The following is an 18,929-nucleotide window of genomic DNA, read 5'->3' as shown; positions in this document are numbered from 1 at the left end:
CAGCGGAGCTGCCATAGGGATGATGGCGATGGGTTGTTTCATGCCGTTTCTCCTTCCTTGATGCCGGTGGGGCGCAGGCCGCGCAGGGCCCATACCAGCCGCTGTCTGGCGGCCTCGGGGTTGTCTATCTGGGCGAGAAAGGGGGCGGCCTGTTCGGGCAGCCAGCCGAGCTGGCGACCGCTGCCTGCGATCACCAGCGGCAGGCCGACCGATCCCATGATGAAGATCATCAGCTGGAGCGGGTGACCCGCGACCAGCGACCCTTCCGCCTGTGCCATCCGTACCTGTTCGATCAGCAGCAGGGGGTGACGGCGCGGCAGGCTGAGTAGAAAGCGCTGGGCCGCCCCTTCACCCGCCAGGGCATCGCCAAACAGGTGGTTGATGAAGCCGCGCTGGCGCGCCACCAGCCCGATCAGCGCCTCCATGGTCGCCTCGAACATGGCGATGGCAGAGGAGTAGGAGCCTTTGGCTGCCACCGCCTTGAGCTCGTCATAGAGGGGGGCGTACCAGAGCTCCACCAACTCGTCGATAAAGGCGTCGCGGTTGCCGAAGTGGTAGACGAAGGAGCCGAGGTTCACCTCGGCCGCCGCCGCCAGCTCGCGCACCGTCAGGCCGCGCAGCCCCTTCTCGGTGGCGATGGCGAGGCCGGTATCGAGCAGTTTCTGACGGGTGGGGTGCATCTGGCTGGCGCTCCTGGTGTATGCATTTTGTACGCAATTATACGACCGTATAAAAAATGCGGAAGCGGGCGACAGGATCTTTTTGCCCGCAATGTGATCTGCCCCGCTCTGAGGGGCCGTGATCCCCGTCCGGCAGGGGGAAGGATCCACCGCTTGTGCCCAAGCCACAGGCATGTCGGTGTGACGGGGTGGTGACAGGCGCTTCAGGCCCCGGGTGCGGGTGCCCGGGCCACAAGAGGCTGGTGATGGAGCCGGGAGCTGCCTGACCCGGATCAGGGGGTGTCGGTGGCCTCGGTGTGATAGGGGGGCCGGGCACAGGTGTCCCGTATCAGGGCGCGCAGCCAGCGGTGGCCCGGATCGGCATCCTGACTGGGGTGCCAGAGCAGGGCGACCCGGATCCCTGGCAGAGCGAAGGGCAGGGGCAGGGTGACCAGATCGCCGAGCAGGCTGGCGCAGTGCAGGTGCGGCACCGTTGCCACCAGATTGCTCTCCCTGACCAGGGCCAGCGCCGTCGCAAACCCGGGAACCAGGGTGGTGATGGTGCGCCGCCTCCCCTGGCCTGCGAGGATCTCGTCGATGGGGCTGTGAGGCTGGCCCCGGCGGGAGACCAGCACGTGGCGCGCGGCGGCATAGCGCGCCACGGTCAGGGTGCCGTCGCAGAGGGGGTGGTCCGGGTGCACCACGGCGACGAAGTGGTCCTGGAACAGGGCCTGGGTGCGCAGCTCAGGGGCCGTGGTGGTGCCGATGACCCCGGTCTCGAAGTCCAGCTCGCCACGGCGCAGGGGGCCGCTCTCCTTGTCGGGTTTGGCCAGAAAGTGCAGCCGCACCCCGGGGGCCTCGACGGCGAGGCGCGCCAGCAGGGCGGGGCCCACCGCCTCCACGAAGCCGTCGCTGGATCGCAGGCGGAAGGTGCGCTCCAGGCTCGCCGGGTCTACTTCCTGCTGGGGGCGCAGCACGGCCCGGGTCTCCTGAACCAGGCGGGCGACCTCATCCCGCAGGATCTGCGCCCGGGGGGTGGGGATCAGGCCGCGTCCCGCCCGCACCAGCAGCGGATCCCCCGTGGTCTCCCGCAGCCTTGCCAGGGCCCGGCTCATGGCGGAAGCACTCAGGCCTAGCCGTCTGGCGGCGCCCACCACACTGCCCTCTTCCAGCAGGGCATCCAGGGTGATCAGCAGGTTGAAATCCGGGGTCATGGTCGTCTCCTCGCAGGCGGCGCCTGACGGGCCGACCCCTTCATGATACCCGAGTTGCCGTCTCTTCATATGGCGTCTGATGCAACTATAAGCTGCAATCCGTGCGTCTTCCGCCTTGTCATCTCCCCCGCTAGCCTGAGTGCATCATCACTTGCCGGAGAGACTGCCATGTCCACACCACTTCTTGTTTCCCCTCCTGTGACGCGCCGTCTTGGCCTCGTGGGGCTCGGGCTCGCCACCCTGCTGCCCATGCTGGCGGGCAGTATGGCCAACCTGGTGCTGCCTGCCCTGGGGCAGGACTTCGGCGTGCCCTTCGCCAGCCTGCAATGGGTGCTGGTGGCCTACCTGCTTGGGATCACCAGTCTGACGGTGGTGGCGGGCCGGCTCGGCGATCGTCTGGGGCGGCGTCGCTTGCTGCTCTGGGGGACCGGGGTCTTTGCGCTGGCTTCCCTGCTGTGCGCCCTGGCCCCTTCCATTGGCTGGCTCATTGCCGCTCGCTCCCTGCAAGGGGCCGGTGCGGCCTGCATGCTGGTGCTCTCCCTGGCCATGGCAGGAGAGCTGGTGCCGCCAGCCCGACGGGGCTGGAGCATGGGATTGCTCGGCACCCTGTCGGCCTGCGGCACGGCGCTCGGCCCCTCCTTTGGCGGCCTGTTGATCGGCGGATTTGGCTGGCAGGCTCCCTTCCTGCTGCTGCTCCCCCTGACGTTGCTGGCGCTGGGGTGTGCCTGGCGGGATCTGCCCCGGGATGAGGCTGGCTCTGCCGAGGGAGGCCTCCCGCTCACCAGTCTGTTGCTGCTGGTGACGGCGCTGCTCTGCTACGGGCTGGCACTGACCCGGGGCAGCCCACTCGGGGTCTGGCCGGGGATAGGGGCGCTCGTCGCCATGGTGCTCTTCGTGCGTGCCGACTCGGGCGCCCGTCGCCCCCTGCTGCCCCTGGCGCTGTTGGGGGCGTCCAGGCGAAGAGGCGGGATCATCGCCAGTGCGCTGGTGGCCAGTGTCATGGTGGCGACGCTGCTGATCGGTCCTTTCTACCTGCACGGCGCCTTTGCCCTCGACATGGGGACGGTGGGGCTGATGATCTCCATGGGCCCCCTGCTGGCGGCGCTGTCCGGCATGCCCGCCGGCTGGCTGGTGGACAGGGTGGGGGCGACCCCTGTGGTGCGCCTCGGCCTGGGGCTCATGGTGGTGGCCGCCGTCTTGCTGGCCTTGCTGGACAGGGCGTTCGGGCCCCTCGGCTACCTGCTGCCCATCCTGCTGCTCACCGCCGGTTATGCCCTGTTCCAGACCGCCAACAACAGCGCCGTGGTGGGGGAGGCGGAGGGGGCGAGCCGTGGCGCAGTGGCCGGGCTGCTGACCCTGTCGCGCAACCTGGGCCAGCTGACGGGGGCGGCGGGGCTGGGGGGCCTGTTCGCCGCCCTGGCGGGGCGGCCCGATCTCGCCCTCGCGACGGCGGACGAGCTGGCGTTTGCCACCCGGGCCACCTTCGCCCTGACGGCCTTGCTGCTGATGAGCGCGCTCTGGCTGGCGGGAAGGGGGGAGCGTGCCGTGCAGGGTGATGTGGCCCGGGACGGCTGCGAGTCGGGAGAACGCTGAAAACGAAGACGCCTCCACAGGGGAGGCGTCTTGCTATGGGATTGAGCAGGATAGTAAACCGCTCAGCTCCTCGTTATCGATCAACCTGTTACAGAATGAAGCGGCTCAGATCCTCGTCTTCAATCAGCTTGCCGAGGTGGGCGTTGACGTAGTCGGTGTTGATGACGAAGGTCTCGCCGGATTTCTCGGAGGCGTCGTAGGAGATGTCTTCCATCAGGCGCTCCATCACGGTGTGCAGACGGCGGGCGCCGATGTTCTCGGTGCGCTCGTTGACCTGCCAGGCCGCTTCGGCCAGACGGCGGATGCCATCCTGGGTGAACTCGATGTTGACCCCTTCGGTGGCCATCAGCGCCTTGTACTGATCGGTCAGGGAGGCGTTCGGCTCGGTCAGGATGCGCTCGAAGTCTTCGGTGGTCAGGGCGGTCAGCTCGACCCGGATCGGCAGACGGCCCTGCAGCTCGGGGATGAGGTCGGACGGCTTGGCGATCTGGAAGGCGCCGGAGGCGACAAACAGGATGTGATCGGTCTTGACCATGCCGTGCTTGGTGTTGACGGTGCAGCCCTCGACCAGCGGCAGCAGGTCGCGCTGAACCCCTTCACGGGAAACGTCCGGGCCCGAGCTCTCGCCGCGCTTGCAGATCTTGTCGATCTCGTCGAGGAAGACGATGCCATTGTTCTCGACGGAGGCGATGGCCTTCTGCTTCAGCTCTTCCGGGTTGACCAGGCGGGCTGCTTCCTCTTCGATCAGCGCCTTCATGGCCTCCTTGACCTTGATCTTGCGCTTCTTCTTCTGGTTCTGGCCCAGGTTCTGGAACAGCCCCTGCAACTGGTTGGCCATCTCTTCCATGCCCGGCGGGGTCATGATTTCGACACCCATGGGGGAGGCGGCCAGATCCAGCTCGATCTCCTTGTCATCCAGCTGACCTTCCCGCAGTTTCTTGCGGAAAATCTGGCGGGTGTTGGAGTTGTCGGCTTTCTCTTCCTCACCCCAGCTGTTGCGCGGGTTGGGCAGCAGGGCGTCGAGGATGCGCTCTTCGGCAGCCTCCTCGGCGCGGTATTTCATCTTCTCCATCTCGGTCTCGCGCACCAGCTTGATGGCGACATCGGTCAGATCGCGGATGATGCTGTCCACTTCCTTGCCCACATAGCCCACTTCGGTGAACTTGGTCGCTTCCACCTTGATGAAGGGGGCGTTGGCCAGCTTGGCCAGGCGACGGGCGATCTCGGTCTTGCCGACGCCGGTGGGGCCGATCATCAGGATGTTCTTCGGGGTCACCTCGTGGCGCATCTCCTCGGAGAGCTGCATCCGGCGCCAGCGGTTGCGCAGGGCGACGGCGACCGCGCGCTTGGCGTCGGCCTGACCAATGATGTGTCTGTCCAGCTCGTGGACGATTTCTCTCGGGGTCATCTCGGACATGATGGCGTTCCTGTATCCGGGGCGGGCAGGGCCCACCCCTTGGAAAATGGGGTTTGGCTGGCGGCCTTATTTGGCAGCCCTATTTCGCCGGCTTATTTGGCTGAATAATCCAGCACTTCGATGGTGTGGTTGCCGTTGGTGAAGACGCAGATGTCGCCCGCAATCTTGAGGGACTTCTCGACAATGCTCTTGGCGTCGAGCTCGGTGTTCTCCAGCAGGGCGATGGCGGCGGACTGGGCGAAGTTACCGCCGCTGCCGATGGCGATGAGATCGTGCTCCGGCTGCACCACGTCACCGTTGCCGGTGATGATGAAGGATTTGTGCTCGTCGGCGACGGCCAGCAGGGCCTCGAGGCGGCGCAGGGCGCGATCGGTGCGCCAGTCCTTGGCCAGCGCCACGGCGGCGCGCTCCAGGTTGCCCTGATGAGCCTGCAGTTTGGCTTCGAAGCGCTCGAGCAGGGTGAAGGCGTCGGCGGTGCCGCCGGCGAAACCAGCCAGTACCTTGCCGTTGTAGAGGCGATGAACCTTGCGGGCGTTGCCCTTCATGACGGTGTTGCCAAGAGAAACCTGGCCATCGCCACCGATGACGACCTGACCGTTGCGGCGAACTGAAACTATGGTAGTCACTTTACTTACCTCGCTTGAGCCGAATGACGGCCTGACTGTGCATGGAGGAAAAGATGGGGATGGCAAAACGGCTTTTCAAGCCTGTGCCGAGCACGGATCGCGGAGGAGGGATCGGGTGGGCGCGGGATGGCGCCAAAAGAAACAGGGCCGGGTGTTGCCACCCGGCCCTGTGCATGGACGCGGCGATCACCCCTTCTTGGGGATGCAGCCGCTGATGCCCGAGCCCTGCAGCTTGCGGTTGGCCGCATCGGCCGCCGCCTTGCCGTTGAAGGGACCGACCATCACCTTGTAGACGGCGCCACCGGCCCCGTTCACCACCTGCAGGCTGGAGGAGAGCCCGGCGGTGAAGGCGATGCGCGCCTTGAGGGATTCTGCGGAATCCTGGGAGCGCAGGGCGGCACACTGCATCATGTAGCGACCGCCGTCGGCGGCTGCGGTCTGTGCAGTCTGGGTCGCCGCCTTGGCCCTGGCGGCCTCGGCACGCTCCCGCTCCAGTTCGGCGCGGATCTCCCGCTCCATCCGCTCACGCTCGGCCTTCTGGTCGATCACCTGCTCCCGGGCGCTGGCGACCGGGGCGCCGGTGGCCGGCTTGGTCGGCTGCACCGGTTGCGGCTGATAGGGCTTCACCTGACCGATGGGGGTCCCCGGCTGGGGGATGTCGGTCGCGACCGGCTTGGGCAGCTTCTCCGGTTGCAGGGTCATGGTCTCGGCGGGCGGGGGCGGCAGCACGCCCGGCTGGGGCGGCGGCTCTATGATGTCCACCTGCTTGTTCTCCAGCCGCTCGATGTAGCTCCACTTCTCCTGGGGCAGGGTATTGCCCTGTGCCTTGGGTTTGTTGGCCTTCACCTGCTCTTCGATGGTGGGGGCATCGGCGCCCTTGCCGTTGATGAGGTAGAGGAAGGCGCCGAAACCGACGACCAGGGCCCCGGCCAGCAGTGCCGGGATAACAGGAAAGCGGCGAGGGGCCGCTTTCTTGATGTTACGGCCACCCGCCCGTCGTCTCGGGCTGTTGCCGACGTAATCCCGGGTCGCCATCTATTACATGCGCTCCAGGGTGTGGATGCCCAGCACGCCCAGGCCCAGCTTGAGCACCTTGGCGGTGGCGGCGCACAGCAGCAGACGGCTCTGGCGGGTCGCCTCGTCCACGCCGTCCTTGTTGATCGGGCAGGCTTCGTAGAAGGTCATGAAGTTGCCGGAGAGCTCATACAGATAGGTACAGAGCAGGTGCGGCATCCCCTTGTCCGCCACGCCGTTGACCGCGTCGGAGAACTGGATCAGCTTCTGGGCCAGGGTCTCTTCGGCATCTTCGCTCAGGACCACCTTGCCGCTCAGGGTATCGGCATCGACGCCGGCCTTGCGGAAGATGGACTGGATACGGGTGTAGGCGTATTGCAGGTACGGCGCCGTGTTGCCTTCAAACGACAGCATCAGATCCCAGTCGAAGATGTAGTCGGTGGTGCGGTTCTTGGAGAGATCCGCATACTTGACCGCGCCCATGGCGATGGCGTGCACCACCTGGGCCTTCTCTTCGGCAGAGAGGTCGCTGTTCCGGCTCTCCAGCAGGGCGCTGGCGCGCTCTTCCGCTTCGTTCAGCAGGTCAACCAGCTTGACGGTGCCGCCGGAGCGGGTCTTGTAGGGACGGCCGTCCTTGCCCAGCATCATGCCGAAGGCGTGGTGCTCGAGGGGCACGGACTCCGGCACATAGCCCGCCTTGCGGGTGATGGTCCAGGCCTGCATCAGGTGCTGGTGCTGACGGGAGTCGATGAAGTACATGACCCGGTCGGCGCCCAGGTTCTCGTAACGGTATTTGGCGCAGGCGATGTCGGTGGTGGTGTAGAGGAAACCGCCGTCGCTCTTCTGGATGATGACGCCCATGGGCTCGCCATCCTTGTTCTTGAACTCGTCCAGGAAGACCACGGTGGCCCCTTCGCTCTCGACTGCCAGCCCCTTGGCTTTCAGGTCGGCAACGATCTGCGGCAGCATGTCGTTGTACATGGACTCGCCCATGATGTCCTTGTTGGACAGGGAGATGTTCAGACGGTCGTAGTTGCGCTGGTTCTGCTCCATGGTCATGTCGACCAGCTTCTTCCACATGGTGCGGCAGTACTCATCGCCACCTTGCAGTTTCACCACGTAGTTGCGGGCGCGCTCGGCGAAGGCTTCGTCTTCGTCGTAGTGACGCTTGGCCTGGGTGTAGAAGGCTTCCAGGTCCTTGAGCTCCATGTCGGAGGCGTGCTCGTTGGCCATCTTCTCCAGATAGGCGATCAGCATGCCGAACTGGGTGCCCCAGTCGCCGATGTGGTTGGCACGCACCACCTTGTGGCCCAGGAATTCGAGGGCGCGGGCGGCCACGTCACCGAGCACGGTGGAGCGGATGTGGTGCACCGCCATCTCCTTGGCCACGTTGGGGGCGGAGTAGTCCACCACCACGGTCTGCGGCGCCGGCAGCTTCACGTTGGCGTTGTCGGAGGTCACCATGGCTTCCACCTGACCGGCCAGCCAGCTCGGGTCGAAGAAGAAGTTGATGAAGCCGGGGCCGGCGATCTCGACCTTGGCGATCAGATCGGAGGCGGGCAGGTGCTCGATGATGGCAGAGGCCAGCTCGCGGGGATTCTTGCGGGCCGGTTTGGCCAGCAGCATGGCCAGGTTGGTGGCCAGGTCGCCGTGAGCCTTCTCCTTGCATCGGTCTACTTGCACCCGGGCTTCCAGGTCGGCGGGCAGGACGCCTGCGGACTTGAGATTGGCTACCGTTTGTTCAAGTAGATGATGAATATGCTCTTTCATAACTGACCACCGAGGTTGCGCGTCGAAAAGTGACTGACTGGATAAGGGCGTGAATTTTACCCGCATCGGGCCGAGAAAACTATAGGAACGGCCCGCACCCGTAGGTGTGGCGGATATTTCACTGCGTTTTCCACCACATTGCAGGATATTGATTTGGATAAGTGGTGGTTATCCATTTCTACTGCATAACGAAACGGCTTGTCCAGGCTATTTTCCCCTGATTATGACAGGGTTATTTATACCGATTCGATCTGAATGATCCCGCTTCCCGTGGCGGTCGTATCCTTTGAGGACGCCGTTGGAGGATGATTCCCATGACACTGGTACTGTTTCCACTCTCCGCTCACCTGCTGCCGGGCGGCATCATGCCGCTGCGCATCTTCGAGCCCAGATACCAGCGCATGATCGCCGAGTCCCGGGAGCGGGAGTTCGCGCTCTGCATGCTGGACTCCCGCCAGCCCGACGCGCTGCGCAACATGTACCCCATCGCCACCCGGGTGCGCATCATCGATTTCGATCTGCTGCCCGATGGTTTGCTCGGCATCACGGTGCTCGGGGTGGAGCGGGTGCGCATCACGGATCTCTGGCAGGAAGAGGATGGTCTGCGGGTCGGCGAGGTGGATCCCCTGCCCCCCTGGCAGAGCGGCAGGCTCCAGGCGGATCAGCACTCCCTGGCCAAGGCGTTGCAGGATGTGTTCAACGACTATCCGGAGTACGCGGCCCTCTATCCGGAGCCGGACTGGGAGGATGCGAGCTGGGTCGCCCAGCGCTGGCTGGAGGTGCTGCCCATCCCGGTGGAGCAAAAACAGTGGCTGGTGGCGGCCAAGGACAACCAGCCCACCCTCTCCCTGCTGAGCGGTCTGCTGGTCGCGAGCCATTGAATTCCCCTTCCCGGTGATCCTTTTTCCTCGCTCACCGTATTGGGGGTGAACACCACACGCGAGGGATGGCGCAATGGCATATACTGGCCAACCACAATCGGCTCCACGCAGGACATCGCCCCCCATGGACAACCCAGACGGCGACCTCACATCTTTGCTGGTCCGGGTGGCCGAGCGTGCCGACAAGGCTGCCTTCGCCACTCTTTTCCACCACTTCGCGCCGCGCATCCGCAGCTACGGGCTGCGCCACCTCGGCAGCGAAGCCAACGCCATGGAACTGGTGCAGGAGACCATGCTGCTGGTCTGGCAGAAGGCACGGCTCTATCACCCCGACAAGGGCGCCGCCACCACCTGGATCTACACAGTGATGCGCAACCAGAGCTTTGACATGCTGCGTCGCCGCCGCGCCAGCAAGGAGGAGCTCTGCGCCGAGGAGATCTGGCCGCTGCTGGAGTTCCGGGCCGAAGAGGAGCACCTGAGCGGCGGTGAAGACGCGGTGCTGACCCGCCAGATGGCCCACTATGTCGCCACGCTGCCGGAGCCGCAGCAGCAGGTGGTGCGCGGGATCTACCTGCAGGAGCTCTCCCAGCAGGAGCTGGCCGACCGGCTCGGCGTGCCCCTTGGCACCATCAAGTCCCGGCTGCGGCTGGCACTACAGAAACTGAAGGAACAAGTGGAGCAAGGCCATGATTAAGACCCATCCGACTGAACCCATGCTGCGCGCCTTCGCCGCCGACGAGCTGCCTCTGCCGCTGGCCGTCGGTGTCTCCGCCCATTGCGAGTTCTGCCCCGAGTGCGCCGCCCGGGTGAAGGAATTTGAAGAGGCGCTGGCGTGCCAGCATCTCGCCCCTGACGTGCCGGACGAGGCGCTGCCCGCCGGATTCGATGCCATGCTGGCGGGCATACTGCAACAGCCGGTGGCGACGGAGGCGGCGCTCGCCCTTCCCGAGAGCCCGAGGCCAGAGCTCAGGGTGGCGGGTCACAGTTACCGGCTGCCGCGGGCATTGGCTCGGCATCATGCCCCCAGGTGGCGTCATCTCGGGGCCATCCGTCAGGTCAGCCTGCCCCTGGACGAGATGGGGGCGCGGGCCAACCTGCTCCACATCGAGGCGGGGGGGCGGATCCCGGAGCACACCCACAAGGGATATGAGCTGACCCTGCTGCTGGCGGGCACCATCGAGGATGGCGACACCCGCTATCAGGCGGGGGATTTCATCTGGCGTGACGCCAGCCACGCCCACAGCCCCCGTACCCCGGACGGCTGCCTCTGCTACACGGTGCAGGATGCCCCCGTGCAGTTCACCAAGGGGTTGTCACGGCTGCTCAACGGCATCAGCCAGCACCTCTATTGAGTTGGGTCACGGCTGCCCGGTGATCGCGGGCTGCCGCGCGACTGAGGCGGTATCACGGCATGAAAAAAGGGACCCTCGGGTCCCTTTTGTGTTGCTTGGCGGCGAAGCCCATCAGGCCACGAAGACCAGGTAGACGACGAAGGCCAGCAGGAAGCGGTAGATGGCGAACGGGATGAAGTCGAGACGACGGATCAGCGCCAGGAAGGTCTTGATGGCGACCATGGCCACCACGAAGGCGGTGACGAAGCCCACCGCAAACATGGGGAAGTCCGCCATGGAGAGGAAATCGCGGCTCTTGTAGAGATCCAGGCCGCTGGCCGCGATCATCATGGGTACCGCCATGATGAAGGAGAATTCTGCTGCCGCGTGGCGGCTGATGCCCATCAGCATGCCGCCGCTGATGGTGGCGCCGGAGCGGGAGAAACCGGGCCAGAGTGCCAGGCACTGGAACAGGCCGATGCCGAAGGCCTGCTTGTAGCTGATGTCGTCCAGGGTCTCCGCGGTCACGGCGGGGCGGAACTTTTCGGCGATGATGAGCAGGATGCCGCCGGCCACCAGGGCATACATCACGGTTTCCGGCCCGAACAGATTGGCCTTGATCCAGCTGTGGATAGCCAGCCCGACGACCACGGCAGGCAGCATGCCGAGGATGACGTGCACCAGGGAGAGGGTCGCGTGGCCCGGGGTCGGTTTCTGACCGAAGTGAATGCCGATGAGTCCGAACAGGCGGCGCCAGAACATGACGACCACTGCCAGGATGGAGCCGAGCTGGATCACCACCTCGAAGGTGGCGGCCTTGGGTCCTTCAAACCCGAGGAGGTGGCCGACGATGATCATGTGGCCGGTGGATGAGACGGGGAGGAACTCGGTCAGGCCTTCCACTATGCCCAGCACAAAGGCGACGAACAGGGCGTAGGATTCGGTCATGGTGCAGATCTCTTGGTTATGGGGTCTGGATAAAATCAACCCCGAATGGGTCGGGGCGGCCAATGATGGCGGAAAATCGCGCGGGCAACCAGTGAATATTGGGGATTTCAGCGCCCTGTCCCGGCCGGGAAAGGGCGCTGGCGGACCATGCAGGGCGCGGCTTGAAGCATGTTGTCAGAAGCCATGACTGTCCCGTCACGTTCTGACAGGGCAGTCACGCCTGTTGACCTCTGTTTTATGATCTCTTTGTGCTGTCAGGCTAGTATGGACAGGATTTTCTGTTGAAGATCATCGTCCAGGGGGGGCTGCCCCAGGGCGTCGACGGCGCTCCTTATCTGTTGGGGATGGCTGGCGCCGATCAGGGCGCAGCTCACCACGGGGTCGCGCAGCACCCATTGCAGTGCGAGTTGCGACAGGGACTGACCCCGTTGCAGGGCCAGTGCATGCAGGGCGCGGACGGTGGCGAGCTTCTCCTCGGTGATCTGGTCCGCCGTGAGGAAGGGGCTGGCACTGGCGGCGCGGGAATCCGCGGGAATGCCCGCCAGGTAGCGATCGCTCAGCAGCCCCCCCGCCAGGGGCGAGAAGGCGACCACCCCCATGCCGTGCTCCCGGCAGGCTGGCAGGGTGTCGGGCTCAATATCGCGCTGGAACAGGGAGTATTTGAGCTGGTTGACCAGGCAGGGGGTGCCGAGCTCTGCCAGCCGGGCGGCAGCCTTGGCCGCGAGCGGGGCCGGGTAGTTGGAGAGGCCGATGTAGAGCGCCTTGCCCTGGCGCACCATCAGGGCCAGGGCCTGGCAGGTCTCCTCGAGCGGGGTGCGGGGATCCGGCCTGTGGTGATAGAAGATGTCCACGTAGTCGAGGCCCAGACGGCGCAGGCTCTGGTGCAGGCTGGCGAAGAGGTACTTGGCGCTGCCGCCATCGCCGTAGGGGCCGTCCCACATCACGTAGCCCGCCTTGCTGGCGATGATGAGCTCGTCCCGATAGGGAGCCAGGCTCCTCTTGAGCAGCGTGCCGAAGGTCAGTTCGGCAGATCCCGGCGGCGGCCCGTAGTTGTTGGCGAGATCGAAGTGGGTGATCCCCAGATCGAACGCCTGATGCACCATGGCCTTCGCGGTGGCGGGATCGCTCCCGGCGCCGAAGTTGTGCCAAAGGCCCAGACCGATGCCGGGCAGGCGCAGGCCGTGGCGGCCCGCCGGTCGGTAGGGCTGGCGCTGGTAGCGGTCGGGGGCGGCGAGGTAGTTGTCATCCATCACGGTGCGGTTCCTTGGCTGATGTGCAATGAGGAGCGACGGGCCCTGCGGCGGGCCTCACCCCGGCTGATTCGGCGTTGCCATCGGGGCCGGGGCCGCCATGACGTGGTGGCGTGCCCGGGCCCCTTCGTCTGCCCGAGCGGGGCTGTCAGGGGGCAGGCATAAAGCGATAACGGGTCTGGTGGCGATAACGCTGCCCCGGCAGCAACCAGGGATCGCCGAGGGCGGGCCGGTTCGGGCTGTCGGGCAATTGCTGGGCCTCCAGGCAGAAGCCGTCGTAATCCCGGTAGGGTCGGCCCTGACGATCCGGTGTGCCGGTCAGCCAGTTGCCGCTGTAGAACTGCAGGGAGGGCTGGTTGGTGTAGACCGCCATCGCCAGCTTGCCATCCCCCGAGATCACCCGGGCGGCCCATGGCTGATTTGACCCACCAAACGGCTCATCATCAGGCTCAAAATCGCTGTTGTTGAGCAGAAATGCATGATCGTACCCCTTGGCCAACTGCTGCTGGGGGTGGTCCAGCCACGCCTGGCCGATGGGGCGGGGGGCGCGCAGATCGAAGGGGCCTTCCACCGGGGCGATGGCCAGCGGCAGGCTCTGGTCATCCGTGGGCAGGTAGCGGTCGGCGTCGAGGCTGATGGTGTGGTGGCGGATGTCGCCACCGCCATCCAGGTTGAAGTAGGCGTGGCTGGTGAGGCTGACCGGACTGGGGGCGTCCGTGCTGGCGCAGAAGTCGACCACCAGATCGCACTGCTCCAGCCGATACTCTAGGCTCACCCTCAGATTGCCGGGAAAGCCCTGATCCCCCGCCCGGGAGAGGAGCGCCAGCTTGACCCTGTCCGCCTCCTGCTCCTTGATCTGCCAGGTGCGGCGATGGAACCCGTCGCGCCCGCCATGCAGGCAGTTGGCCCCCTGGTTGGCGTCCAGCGTCCAGCACTGGCCTTCCCGCTCAAGGCGGGCGCCGCCGATGCGGTTGGCAAAGCGCCCCGCCACGGCCCCCAGCCATACCTGCTGGGTGAGGTAGGCCTCGTCGGCGCAGCCCAGCAACACCTCCCGCCGCTCTCCCGCCACCGGCAGGGTGAGGGAGGTGAGGGTGGCCCCGTATGCGAGACCGCGCAGCCGCAGTCCCTCCTCGTTTTCCAGCTCGAATTTCATCATGGTTTGCGGTTCCCCGTCGTGATCCCGTCGCCCCCTGCCGGCGTCGCGAGTGCCGGGCAGGGGGCGTCACCCGTTGTCAGGCGTGCGTTACAGTCTGCCGGCCCCTGCGCTGGCACGGCAGACGTAGCAGTCCGTCTTGAGGCCGAAGCGGGCCGGGTATTCCGCCTCCACCACGGCGATCACCTCGGCCACCTTCTCGGGGCGCAGCAGAGCGACCACGCAGCCACCAAAACCGCCGCCGGTCATGCGCACACCGCCTTCGCTGCCGATCCGGGCCTTGATGATCTCCACCAGGCCGTCGATGGGGGGCACGGTGATCTCGAAGTCATCGCGCATGGCGGCGTGGGACTGGCCCATCAGCTCGCCGAGGCGCACCAGATCGCCCTGTGCCAGCGCATCGGCCGCCGCCAGGGTGCGGGCGTTCTCGCCGACCACGTGGCGGGCACGGCGATAGCAGGCCTCGTCCAGCCCGGCCTTGCCCGCTTCCAGGGTCGCCAGATCCAGGTCGCGCAGGGCCTTGACCCCGTAGTGACGGGCGGCGGTTTCGCACTGCTGGCGACGGGTGTTGTATTCGCTGTCCACCAGGCCGCGGCGCACGTTGGAGTTGATGATGAGCACCGCTAGATCGGTGGGCATGGGGATGAGCCGGGTCTCCAGGGAGCGGCAATCGAGCAGCAGGGCGTGATCCTGCTTGCCGCTCGCGGAGATCATCTGATCCATGATGCCGCAGTTGCAGCCGACGAACTGGTTCTCCGCCTGCTGGCCGTTGAGGGCGATTTCCGCCTGGCTGATGGCCAGCCCCTGGGCCTCCTTGAAGGCCTGGCCGATGGCCACTTCCAGGGAAGCGGAGGAGGAGAGACCCGTCCCCTGGGGCACGTTGCCAGAGACCACCAGATTGAGGCCGCGCAGGGCGTGGCCCCGTGCCTGCAGGTGTTTCACCACGCCGCGGATGTAGTCGCTCCAGCGCTGGCTGGGGTGGTGCTCGATGGGTTGATCGAGACTGAACCGGTCGCGCTGGTTGTCGTAGTCGGCGGCGATCACTTCGACCAGGTTGTCGCCGCGCAGGCCGATGGCGACGCAGGTCTCGTAGTCGATGGCGCAGGGCAGCACGAAGCCGTCGTTGTAGTCGGTGTGCTCGCCGATGAGGTTGACGCGGCCTGGAGCCCGTACCAGCAGGTCGGGTTGTTGCTCAAACTGCTCGGCAAACACGGCGCTGACGCGCTGGCTCGGGGTCATAGGGCCTCCTCGTTGGACTGGTTCTGGTCGTTGTAGTGGATGGGACTGAGGGCGCGCAGCCGTTCGGCCGCCTGTTCCGGGGTGAGATCGCGCTGGGTTTCGGCCAGCATCTCGAAGCCCACCATGAATTTGCGCACCGTGGCGGAGCGCAGCAGGGGCGGATAGAAGTGGGCGTGCAGTTGCCACGCCTCGGGGCAGTCGGAACGGGGCGGGGCGAAGTGCCAGCCCATGGAGTAGGGGAAGCTGCACTGGAACAGGTTGTCGTAGCGGCTGGTGAGCTCCTTGAGCGCGATGGCCAGGTCCTGTTGCTGTTCCCGGGTGAGATCCAGCATGGAGGGGACATGGGCCTTGGGCAGCAGCAGGGTCTCGAACGGCCAGGCTGCCCAGAAGGGCACCACCGCCAGCCAGTGGGCCGTCTCCACCACGATGCGGGAGCGATCCGCCAGCTCCCGCTCCACATAGTCCAGCAGCAGGGGGCGGCCGTGTTCGGCCAGCCAGGCGCGCTGGTGCGCCTCTTCCCGGGCAATCTCGTTGGGCAGGAAGTCGCTGCCCCAGAGCTGGCCGTGAGGGTGCGGGTTGGAGCAGCCCATGACGGCGCCTTTGTTTTCAAAGACTTGCACCCATTCCCACTGGTCAGAGAGCTCGGCCACCTGGTCCATCCAGGTGGTGATCACCCCTTCGATGGCGGGCAGGGGCAGCTCGGGCAGGGTCTTGCCGTGATCCGGCGAGAAGCAGATGACCCGGCTGGTGCCCCGGGCGGCTTCCAGCTTCAGCAGGGGATCCGGCGCCGCGTCAGCGGCCGGGGTGTCCTGCATCAGGGCGGCGAAGTCGTTGGTAAAGACGAAGGTGCCCTGATAGTCGGGGTTGATATCGCCGGTCACCCGGGTGTTGCCCGCACAGAGGAAGCAGTCGGGATCATGGGCCTGGCTCGGCGCCAGGCTCACCTTCTCGACCTGGCCTTGCCAGGGGCGCTTGGCCCTGTGAGGGGAGACCAGCACGTACTGGCCGGTGAGCGGGTTGAAGCGGCGGTGGGGGTGATCAACGGGGTTGAACATCATCACTCCAGTGTGTGAGTTGAATACATCCGAAGGCGCAGGCCAGGGCCTACGCCTCGTAACCATTGGGGTTGGCGGACTGCCAGCGCCAGCTGTCGGCGCACATGGCGGCGAGATCCCGGCTGGCGTGCCAGTCCAGTTCCCGAGCGGCCTTGGCGGGATCGGCCCAGCACTCGGCGATGTCGCCGGGGCGCCGTGGCTCGATCCGGTAGGGAAGGGGCCGACCGCAGGCGGCCTCGAACGCCGCGACCATCTGCAACACGCTCTGGCCCTGGCCCGTGCCCAGGTTGTAGGCGTGGACACCGCCCCGTCCGGCGCAGTGTTCCAGAGCCTTGACGTGCCCTTCTGCGAGATCCATCACATGGATGTAGTCGCGCACCCCGGTGCCGTCGATGGTTGGGTAATCGTTACCAAAGACCGAGAGGCAGTCGCGCCGGCCGATGGCGACCTGGGTCAAAAACGGCATCAGATTGTTGGGGATGCCCTGGGGATCCTCCCCCAGAGTGCCGGACTCGTGGGCGCCGACGGGGTTGAAATAGCGCAGCAGGGTCATGCTCCAATGGGGCTCGGCCCGCTGCAGATCCTCGAGGATCTCCTCGATGATCAGCTTGGATCGGCCGTAGGGGTTGGTGGCGCTGCGGGGGAAATCCTCCCGGATCGGGGTGCTGGCGGGGTCGCCGTAGACGGTGGCCGACGAGCTGAACACCAGATTGCGTACCCCGGCCCGTTTCATCGCCTGCAGCAATACCAGGGTGCCGCTCAGGTTGTTCTCGTAGTAGTCCAGCGGGATGCGGGTCGACTCGCCGACCGCCTTGAGGGCGGCGAAGTGGATCACTGCGTCGATGTGCTGCTCGCTGAAGATGCGATCCAGCAGGGCCGGGTCACGGATGTCCCCTTCGTAGAAGCGGGGCTCGCGCCCGCTGATGGTGGCGACACGGGTCAGGACGCCCGCCTTGCTGTTGCAGAGGTTGTCTACCACCACGGGCTCCATGCCTGCGGCCTGCAAGGCCAGACAGGTGTGGCTGCCGATGTAGCCGCAACCGCCGGTGACCAGTACTTTCATCCGTTGTTCCACCCTCAACTCCTCGCATCAGGAAAGCCTGAGCAGGAGTCTAGCCGAGGGGCTGACGGGCAAACTGTGAGCTGCTTAACAAATATGTGTAAACGATTACACTTGTTTTCATCGACCAATGTGGCAAGTTCTGATTTTTCCCCCTGTTATCAGTGACATTGAACGGTATAATGCGGCCAGTTGCAGCGTGAAATAAGTGAAAACAGCATGAGCACCATCAAGGATGTCGCCCGTTTGGCCAATGTGTCAGTGGCAACGGTTTCACGGGTGATGAACAACTCACCCAAGGCCAGTGCCGCCTCTCGCGAGGTGGTGCTGAAGGCCATGGCCGAGCTGGGCTATACCCCCAACGCCAACGCGCGGGCCCTGGTCAGCCAGACCTGTGACACCATGGGAGTGGTGGTGGGGGACGTGGCGGATCCTTTCTTCGGCGCCCTGGTCAAAGGGGTCGCGGCGGTGGCGGTGGAGCAGGGCTTGCACCTGTTGATGGGTAATGGTTTTCACCGCGCCCAGCAGGAGCGGGAGGCCATCGAGCTGCTCATCGGCAAACGCTGCGAGGCACTGGTGGTGCACAGCAAGGCGCTCGGCGACGAGGAGCTGGTCGACTACGCCCTGCGCGCCCCTGGCATGGTGCTGATCAACCGCGACATTCCGAGTCTGAGGGGGCGCTGCATCGCCCTCAACAACCGCCAGGGTGCGGCGACCGCCACCCGTCATCTGCTGGATCTCGGCCACCGCCATATCGCCTTCCTGAGCTCGGATCACGCCATCGAGGATGCGCTGTTGCGCCACCAGGGCTATCAGGATGCCCTGGCGGAGGCGGAGGTCTTCGCCGATCCCGAGCTGGTGGAGAGCGGCATGCCCAATGAAGAGGGGGGCGAGCGCGCCATGCTCAACCTGCTGGCCAAGGGGTTGCCCATCACGGCGGTAGTGGCCTACAACGACGCCATGGCGGCAGGGGCCATCTCTGTGCTGGCGGACAACGGCCTCAAGGTGCCGGAAGAGGTGTCGGTGGTAGGCTTCGATGACATCATCTACGCCAGATACCTGAGACCCAAGCTCTCCACCATGCGCTATCCCATCGAGCTGATGGCGGCCCAGGCGGCCAAGCTGGCGCTGCAACTCGCCGCAGGGGAGAGCGAATCGGTGCAGAGCCGCATCTATACCCCCACCCTGATCAACCGCCATTCGGTCGCTCCCGTCAGGTCCTGATCGCAGCGCTTGCGCCCCGTCGGCGCAAGCGCTGCACCTGGCGAACCCGTACTGCAGCATATAAAGCGCCCCCATAGCTCAGACGATAGGTAGCTCAGAGCATGGCTAGCGCAGACCATAAAGGACTGTCTGAGGAGTGAGAACCGCCCCCTCACGCTCCCTGCCTGCCGAACTCGGCAGCTCTTCCCGCTCGTCTGTCACGAGCCCCTCTCCCCCGGCCTGCCGAGCCTCACTTCCGGCCAGATCCTGCCAGACGCCCGCCATGGCTTTTCTCTGCGCCGGGCAGGGGCTCTCGTGGCCTCTGCGCGCTCCTTCGAGAGACCGGGCTGTGTGCCCGGAACCGGGTTGAGGCGAGGGGGCGCGATGTCGGGTCTTTGCCATGGCTTGCTCCGCTGGTTCGGCCATTGCCTCCCGGTTTCACACTCCCGGGCATCTTCTGCCCTTCCGAAGGTCCGCTTTTTCCCCCATGGGGTCATTTACCCGGATTTATCCGAT

Annotated in this window: 17 protein-coding genes; 5 read left to right on the top strand and 12 right to left on the bottom strand. The window is 65.5% G+C overall.

Translation table 11 applies throughout. The features are described 5' to 3' along the window. Window positions 1-38: 38 nt before the first annotated feature. Both AB5Y64_RS18015 and AB5Y64_RS18010 read right to left on the bottom strand, forming a co-directional pair. The gene (locus tag AB5Y64_RS18015; RefSeq protein WP_039039647.1) at window positions 39-680 is read right to left on the bottom strand and encodes a TetR/AcrR family transcriptional regulator; all 642 of its coding nucleotides are present in this window, start codon (window positions 678-680) and stop codon (window positions 39-41) included. A 272-nt stretch (window positions 681-952) separates the two neighbouring features. Then, the gene (locus AB5Y64_RS18010; RefSeq protein ID WP_039039646.1) at window positions 953-1,873 is read right to left on the bottom strand and encodes a LysR family transcriptional regulator; all 921 of its coding nucleotides are present in this window, start codon (window positions 1,871-1,873) and stop codon (window positions 953-955) included. A gap of 168 nt (window positions 1,874-2,041) precedes the next feature. Here AB5Y64_RS18010 and AB5Y64_RS18005 point away from each other — a divergent pair, with 168 nt between their 5' ends. After that, window positions 2,042-3,466 carry an MFS transporter gene (locus AB5Y64_RS18005; RefSeq protein WP_039039645.1) on the top strand — a complete coding sequence of 475 codons (1,425 nt, stop codon included), beginning with the start codon at window positions 2,042-2,044 and terminating at the stop codon, window positions 3,464-3,466. 88 nt (window positions 3,467-3,554) lie between these two features. Here AB5Y64_RS18005 and hslU read toward each other — a convergent pair whose 3' ends face one another. The 4 genes from hslU to argS form a co-directional block, all read right to left on the bottom strand. Further along, window positions 3,555-4,883 (bottom strand): HslU--HslV peptidase ATPase subunit, encoded by a 1,329-nt coding sequence (hslU, locus tag AB5Y64_RS18000; protein WP_010676031.1) that lies wholly within the window; start codon window positions 4,881-4,883, stop codon window positions 3,555-3,557. 92 nt (window positions 4,884-4,975) lie between these two features. Continuing rightward, window positions 4,976-5,509, bottom strand: a complete 534-nt coding sequence (hslV, locus tag AB5Y64_RS17995; RefSeq protein ID WP_005306539.1) for an ATP-dependent protease subunit HslV — start codon at window positions 5,507-5,509, stop codon at window positions 4,976-4,978. Between the two features lie 186 nt (window positions 5,510-5,695). Then, window positions 5,696-6,544, bottom strand: a complete 849-nt coding sequence (locus AB5Y64_RS17990) for an SPOR domain-containing protein (RefSeq protein WP_010676029.1) — start codon at window positions 6,542-6,544, stop codon at window positions 5,696-5,698. Window positions 6,545-6,547: 3 nt separating this feature from the next. After that, the gene (gene argS / locus AB5Y64_RS17985; RefSeq protein WP_039039644.1) at window positions 6,548-8,293 is read right to left on the bottom strand and encodes an arginine--tRNA ligase; all 1,746 of its coding nucleotides are present in this window, start codon (window positions 8,291-8,293) and stop codon (window positions 6,548-6,550) included. 314 nt (window positions 8,294-8,607) lie between these two features. Here argS and AB5Y64_RS17980 point away from each other — a divergent pair, with 314 nt between their 5' ends. From AB5Y64_RS17980 to AB5Y64_RS17970, 3 genes are all read left to right on the top strand, one after another. After that, a complete protein-coding gene (locus AB5Y64_RS17980; RefSeq protein WP_039039643.1) occupies window positions 8,608-9,174 on the top strand; it encodes an LON peptidase substrate-binding domain-containing protein in 567 nt (188 codons plus the stop codon). A gap of 124 nt (window positions 9,175-9,298) precedes the next feature. Beyond that, window positions 9,299-9,868 carry a sigma-70 family RNA polymerase sigma factor gene (locus tag AB5Y64_RS17975; protein WP_010676026.1) on the top strand — a complete coding sequence of 190 codons (570 nt, stop codon included), beginning with the start codon at window positions 9,299-9,301 and terminating at the stop codon, window positions 9,866-9,868. Beyond that, window positions 9,861-10,526: a ChrR family anti-sigma-E factor gene (locus tag AB5Y64_RS17970; RefSeq protein ID WP_039039642.1), complete on the top strand. Its 666-nt coding sequence runs from the start codon at window positions 9,861-9,863 to the stop codon at window positions 10,524-10,526. Before AB5Y64_RS17975 ends, AB5Y64_RS17970 begins: the two co-directional genes overlap by 8 nt. A gap of 111 nt (window positions 10,527-10,637) precedes the next feature. On the opposite strand, the gene bacA is transcribed toward AB5Y64_RS17970, so the two are convergent. The 6 genes from bacA to galE form a co-directional block, all read right to left on the bottom strand. Continuing rightward, window positions 10,638-11,453 carry an undecaprenyl-diphosphate phosphatase gene (gene bacA / locus AB5Y64_RS17965; protein WP_010676024.1) on the bottom strand — a complete coding sequence of 272 codons (816 nt, stop codon included), beginning with the start codon at window positions 11,451-11,453 and terminating at the stop codon, window positions 10,638-10,640. A gap of 254 nt (window positions 11,454-11,707) precedes the next feature. Then, a complete protein-coding gene (locus tag AB5Y64_RS17960) occupies window positions 11,708-12,703 on the bottom strand; it encodes an aldo/keto reductase (protein WP_039039641.1) in 996 nt (331 codons plus the stop codon). Between the two features lie 148 nt (window positions 12,704-12,851). Next, the gene (locus tag AB5Y64_RS17955; protein ID WP_267882643.1) at window positions 12,852-13,919 is read right to left on the bottom strand and encodes a galactose-1-epimerase; all 1,068 of its coding nucleotides are present in this window, start codon (window positions 13,917-13,919) and stop codon (window positions 12,852-12,854) included. 27 nt (window positions 13,920-13,946) lie between these two features. Continuing rightward, entirely contained in the window at window positions 13,947-15,095 is a 1,149-nt protein-coding gene (gene galK / locus AB5Y64_RS17950) for a galactokinase (RefSeq protein ID WP_039039639.1), read from the bottom strand. After that, entirely contained in the window at window positions 15,092-16,150 is a 1,059-nt protein-coding gene (locus AB5Y64_RS17945; RefSeq protein ID WP_039039638.1) for a UDP-glucose--hexose-1-phosphate uridylyltransferase, read from the bottom strand. Before AB5Y64_RS17945 ends, galK begins: the two co-directional genes overlap by 4 nt. Window positions 16,151-16,199: 49 nt before the next feature. Further along, on the bottom strand, window positions 16,200-17,213 hold the full coding sequence (gene galE / locus AB5Y64_RS17940; protein WP_039039637.1) for a UDP-glucose 4-epimerase GalE: 1,014 nt from the start codon (window positions 17,211-17,213) through the stop codon (window positions 16,200-16,202). Between the two features lie 216 nt (window positions 17,214-17,429). Here galE and AB5Y64_RS17935 point away from each other — a divergent pair, with 216 nt between their 5' ends. Next, complete coding sequence (locus AB5Y64_RS17935; protein WP_010676018.1) at window positions 17,430-18,434, top strand: substrate-binding domain-containing protein; 1,005 nt, start codon at window positions 17,430-17,432, stop codon at window positions 18,432-18,434. The last annotated feature ends 495 nt before the right edge of the window (window positions 18,435-18,929 follow it).

The organism is Aeromonas sp. R5-1, from assembly GCF_040908265.1.
Lineage (GTDB): Bacteria > Pseudomonadota > Gammaproteobacteria > Enterobacterales > Aeromonadaceae > Aeromonas > Aeromonas caviae.
This window is presented reverse-complemented; position numbering and strand designations above follow the sequence as displayed.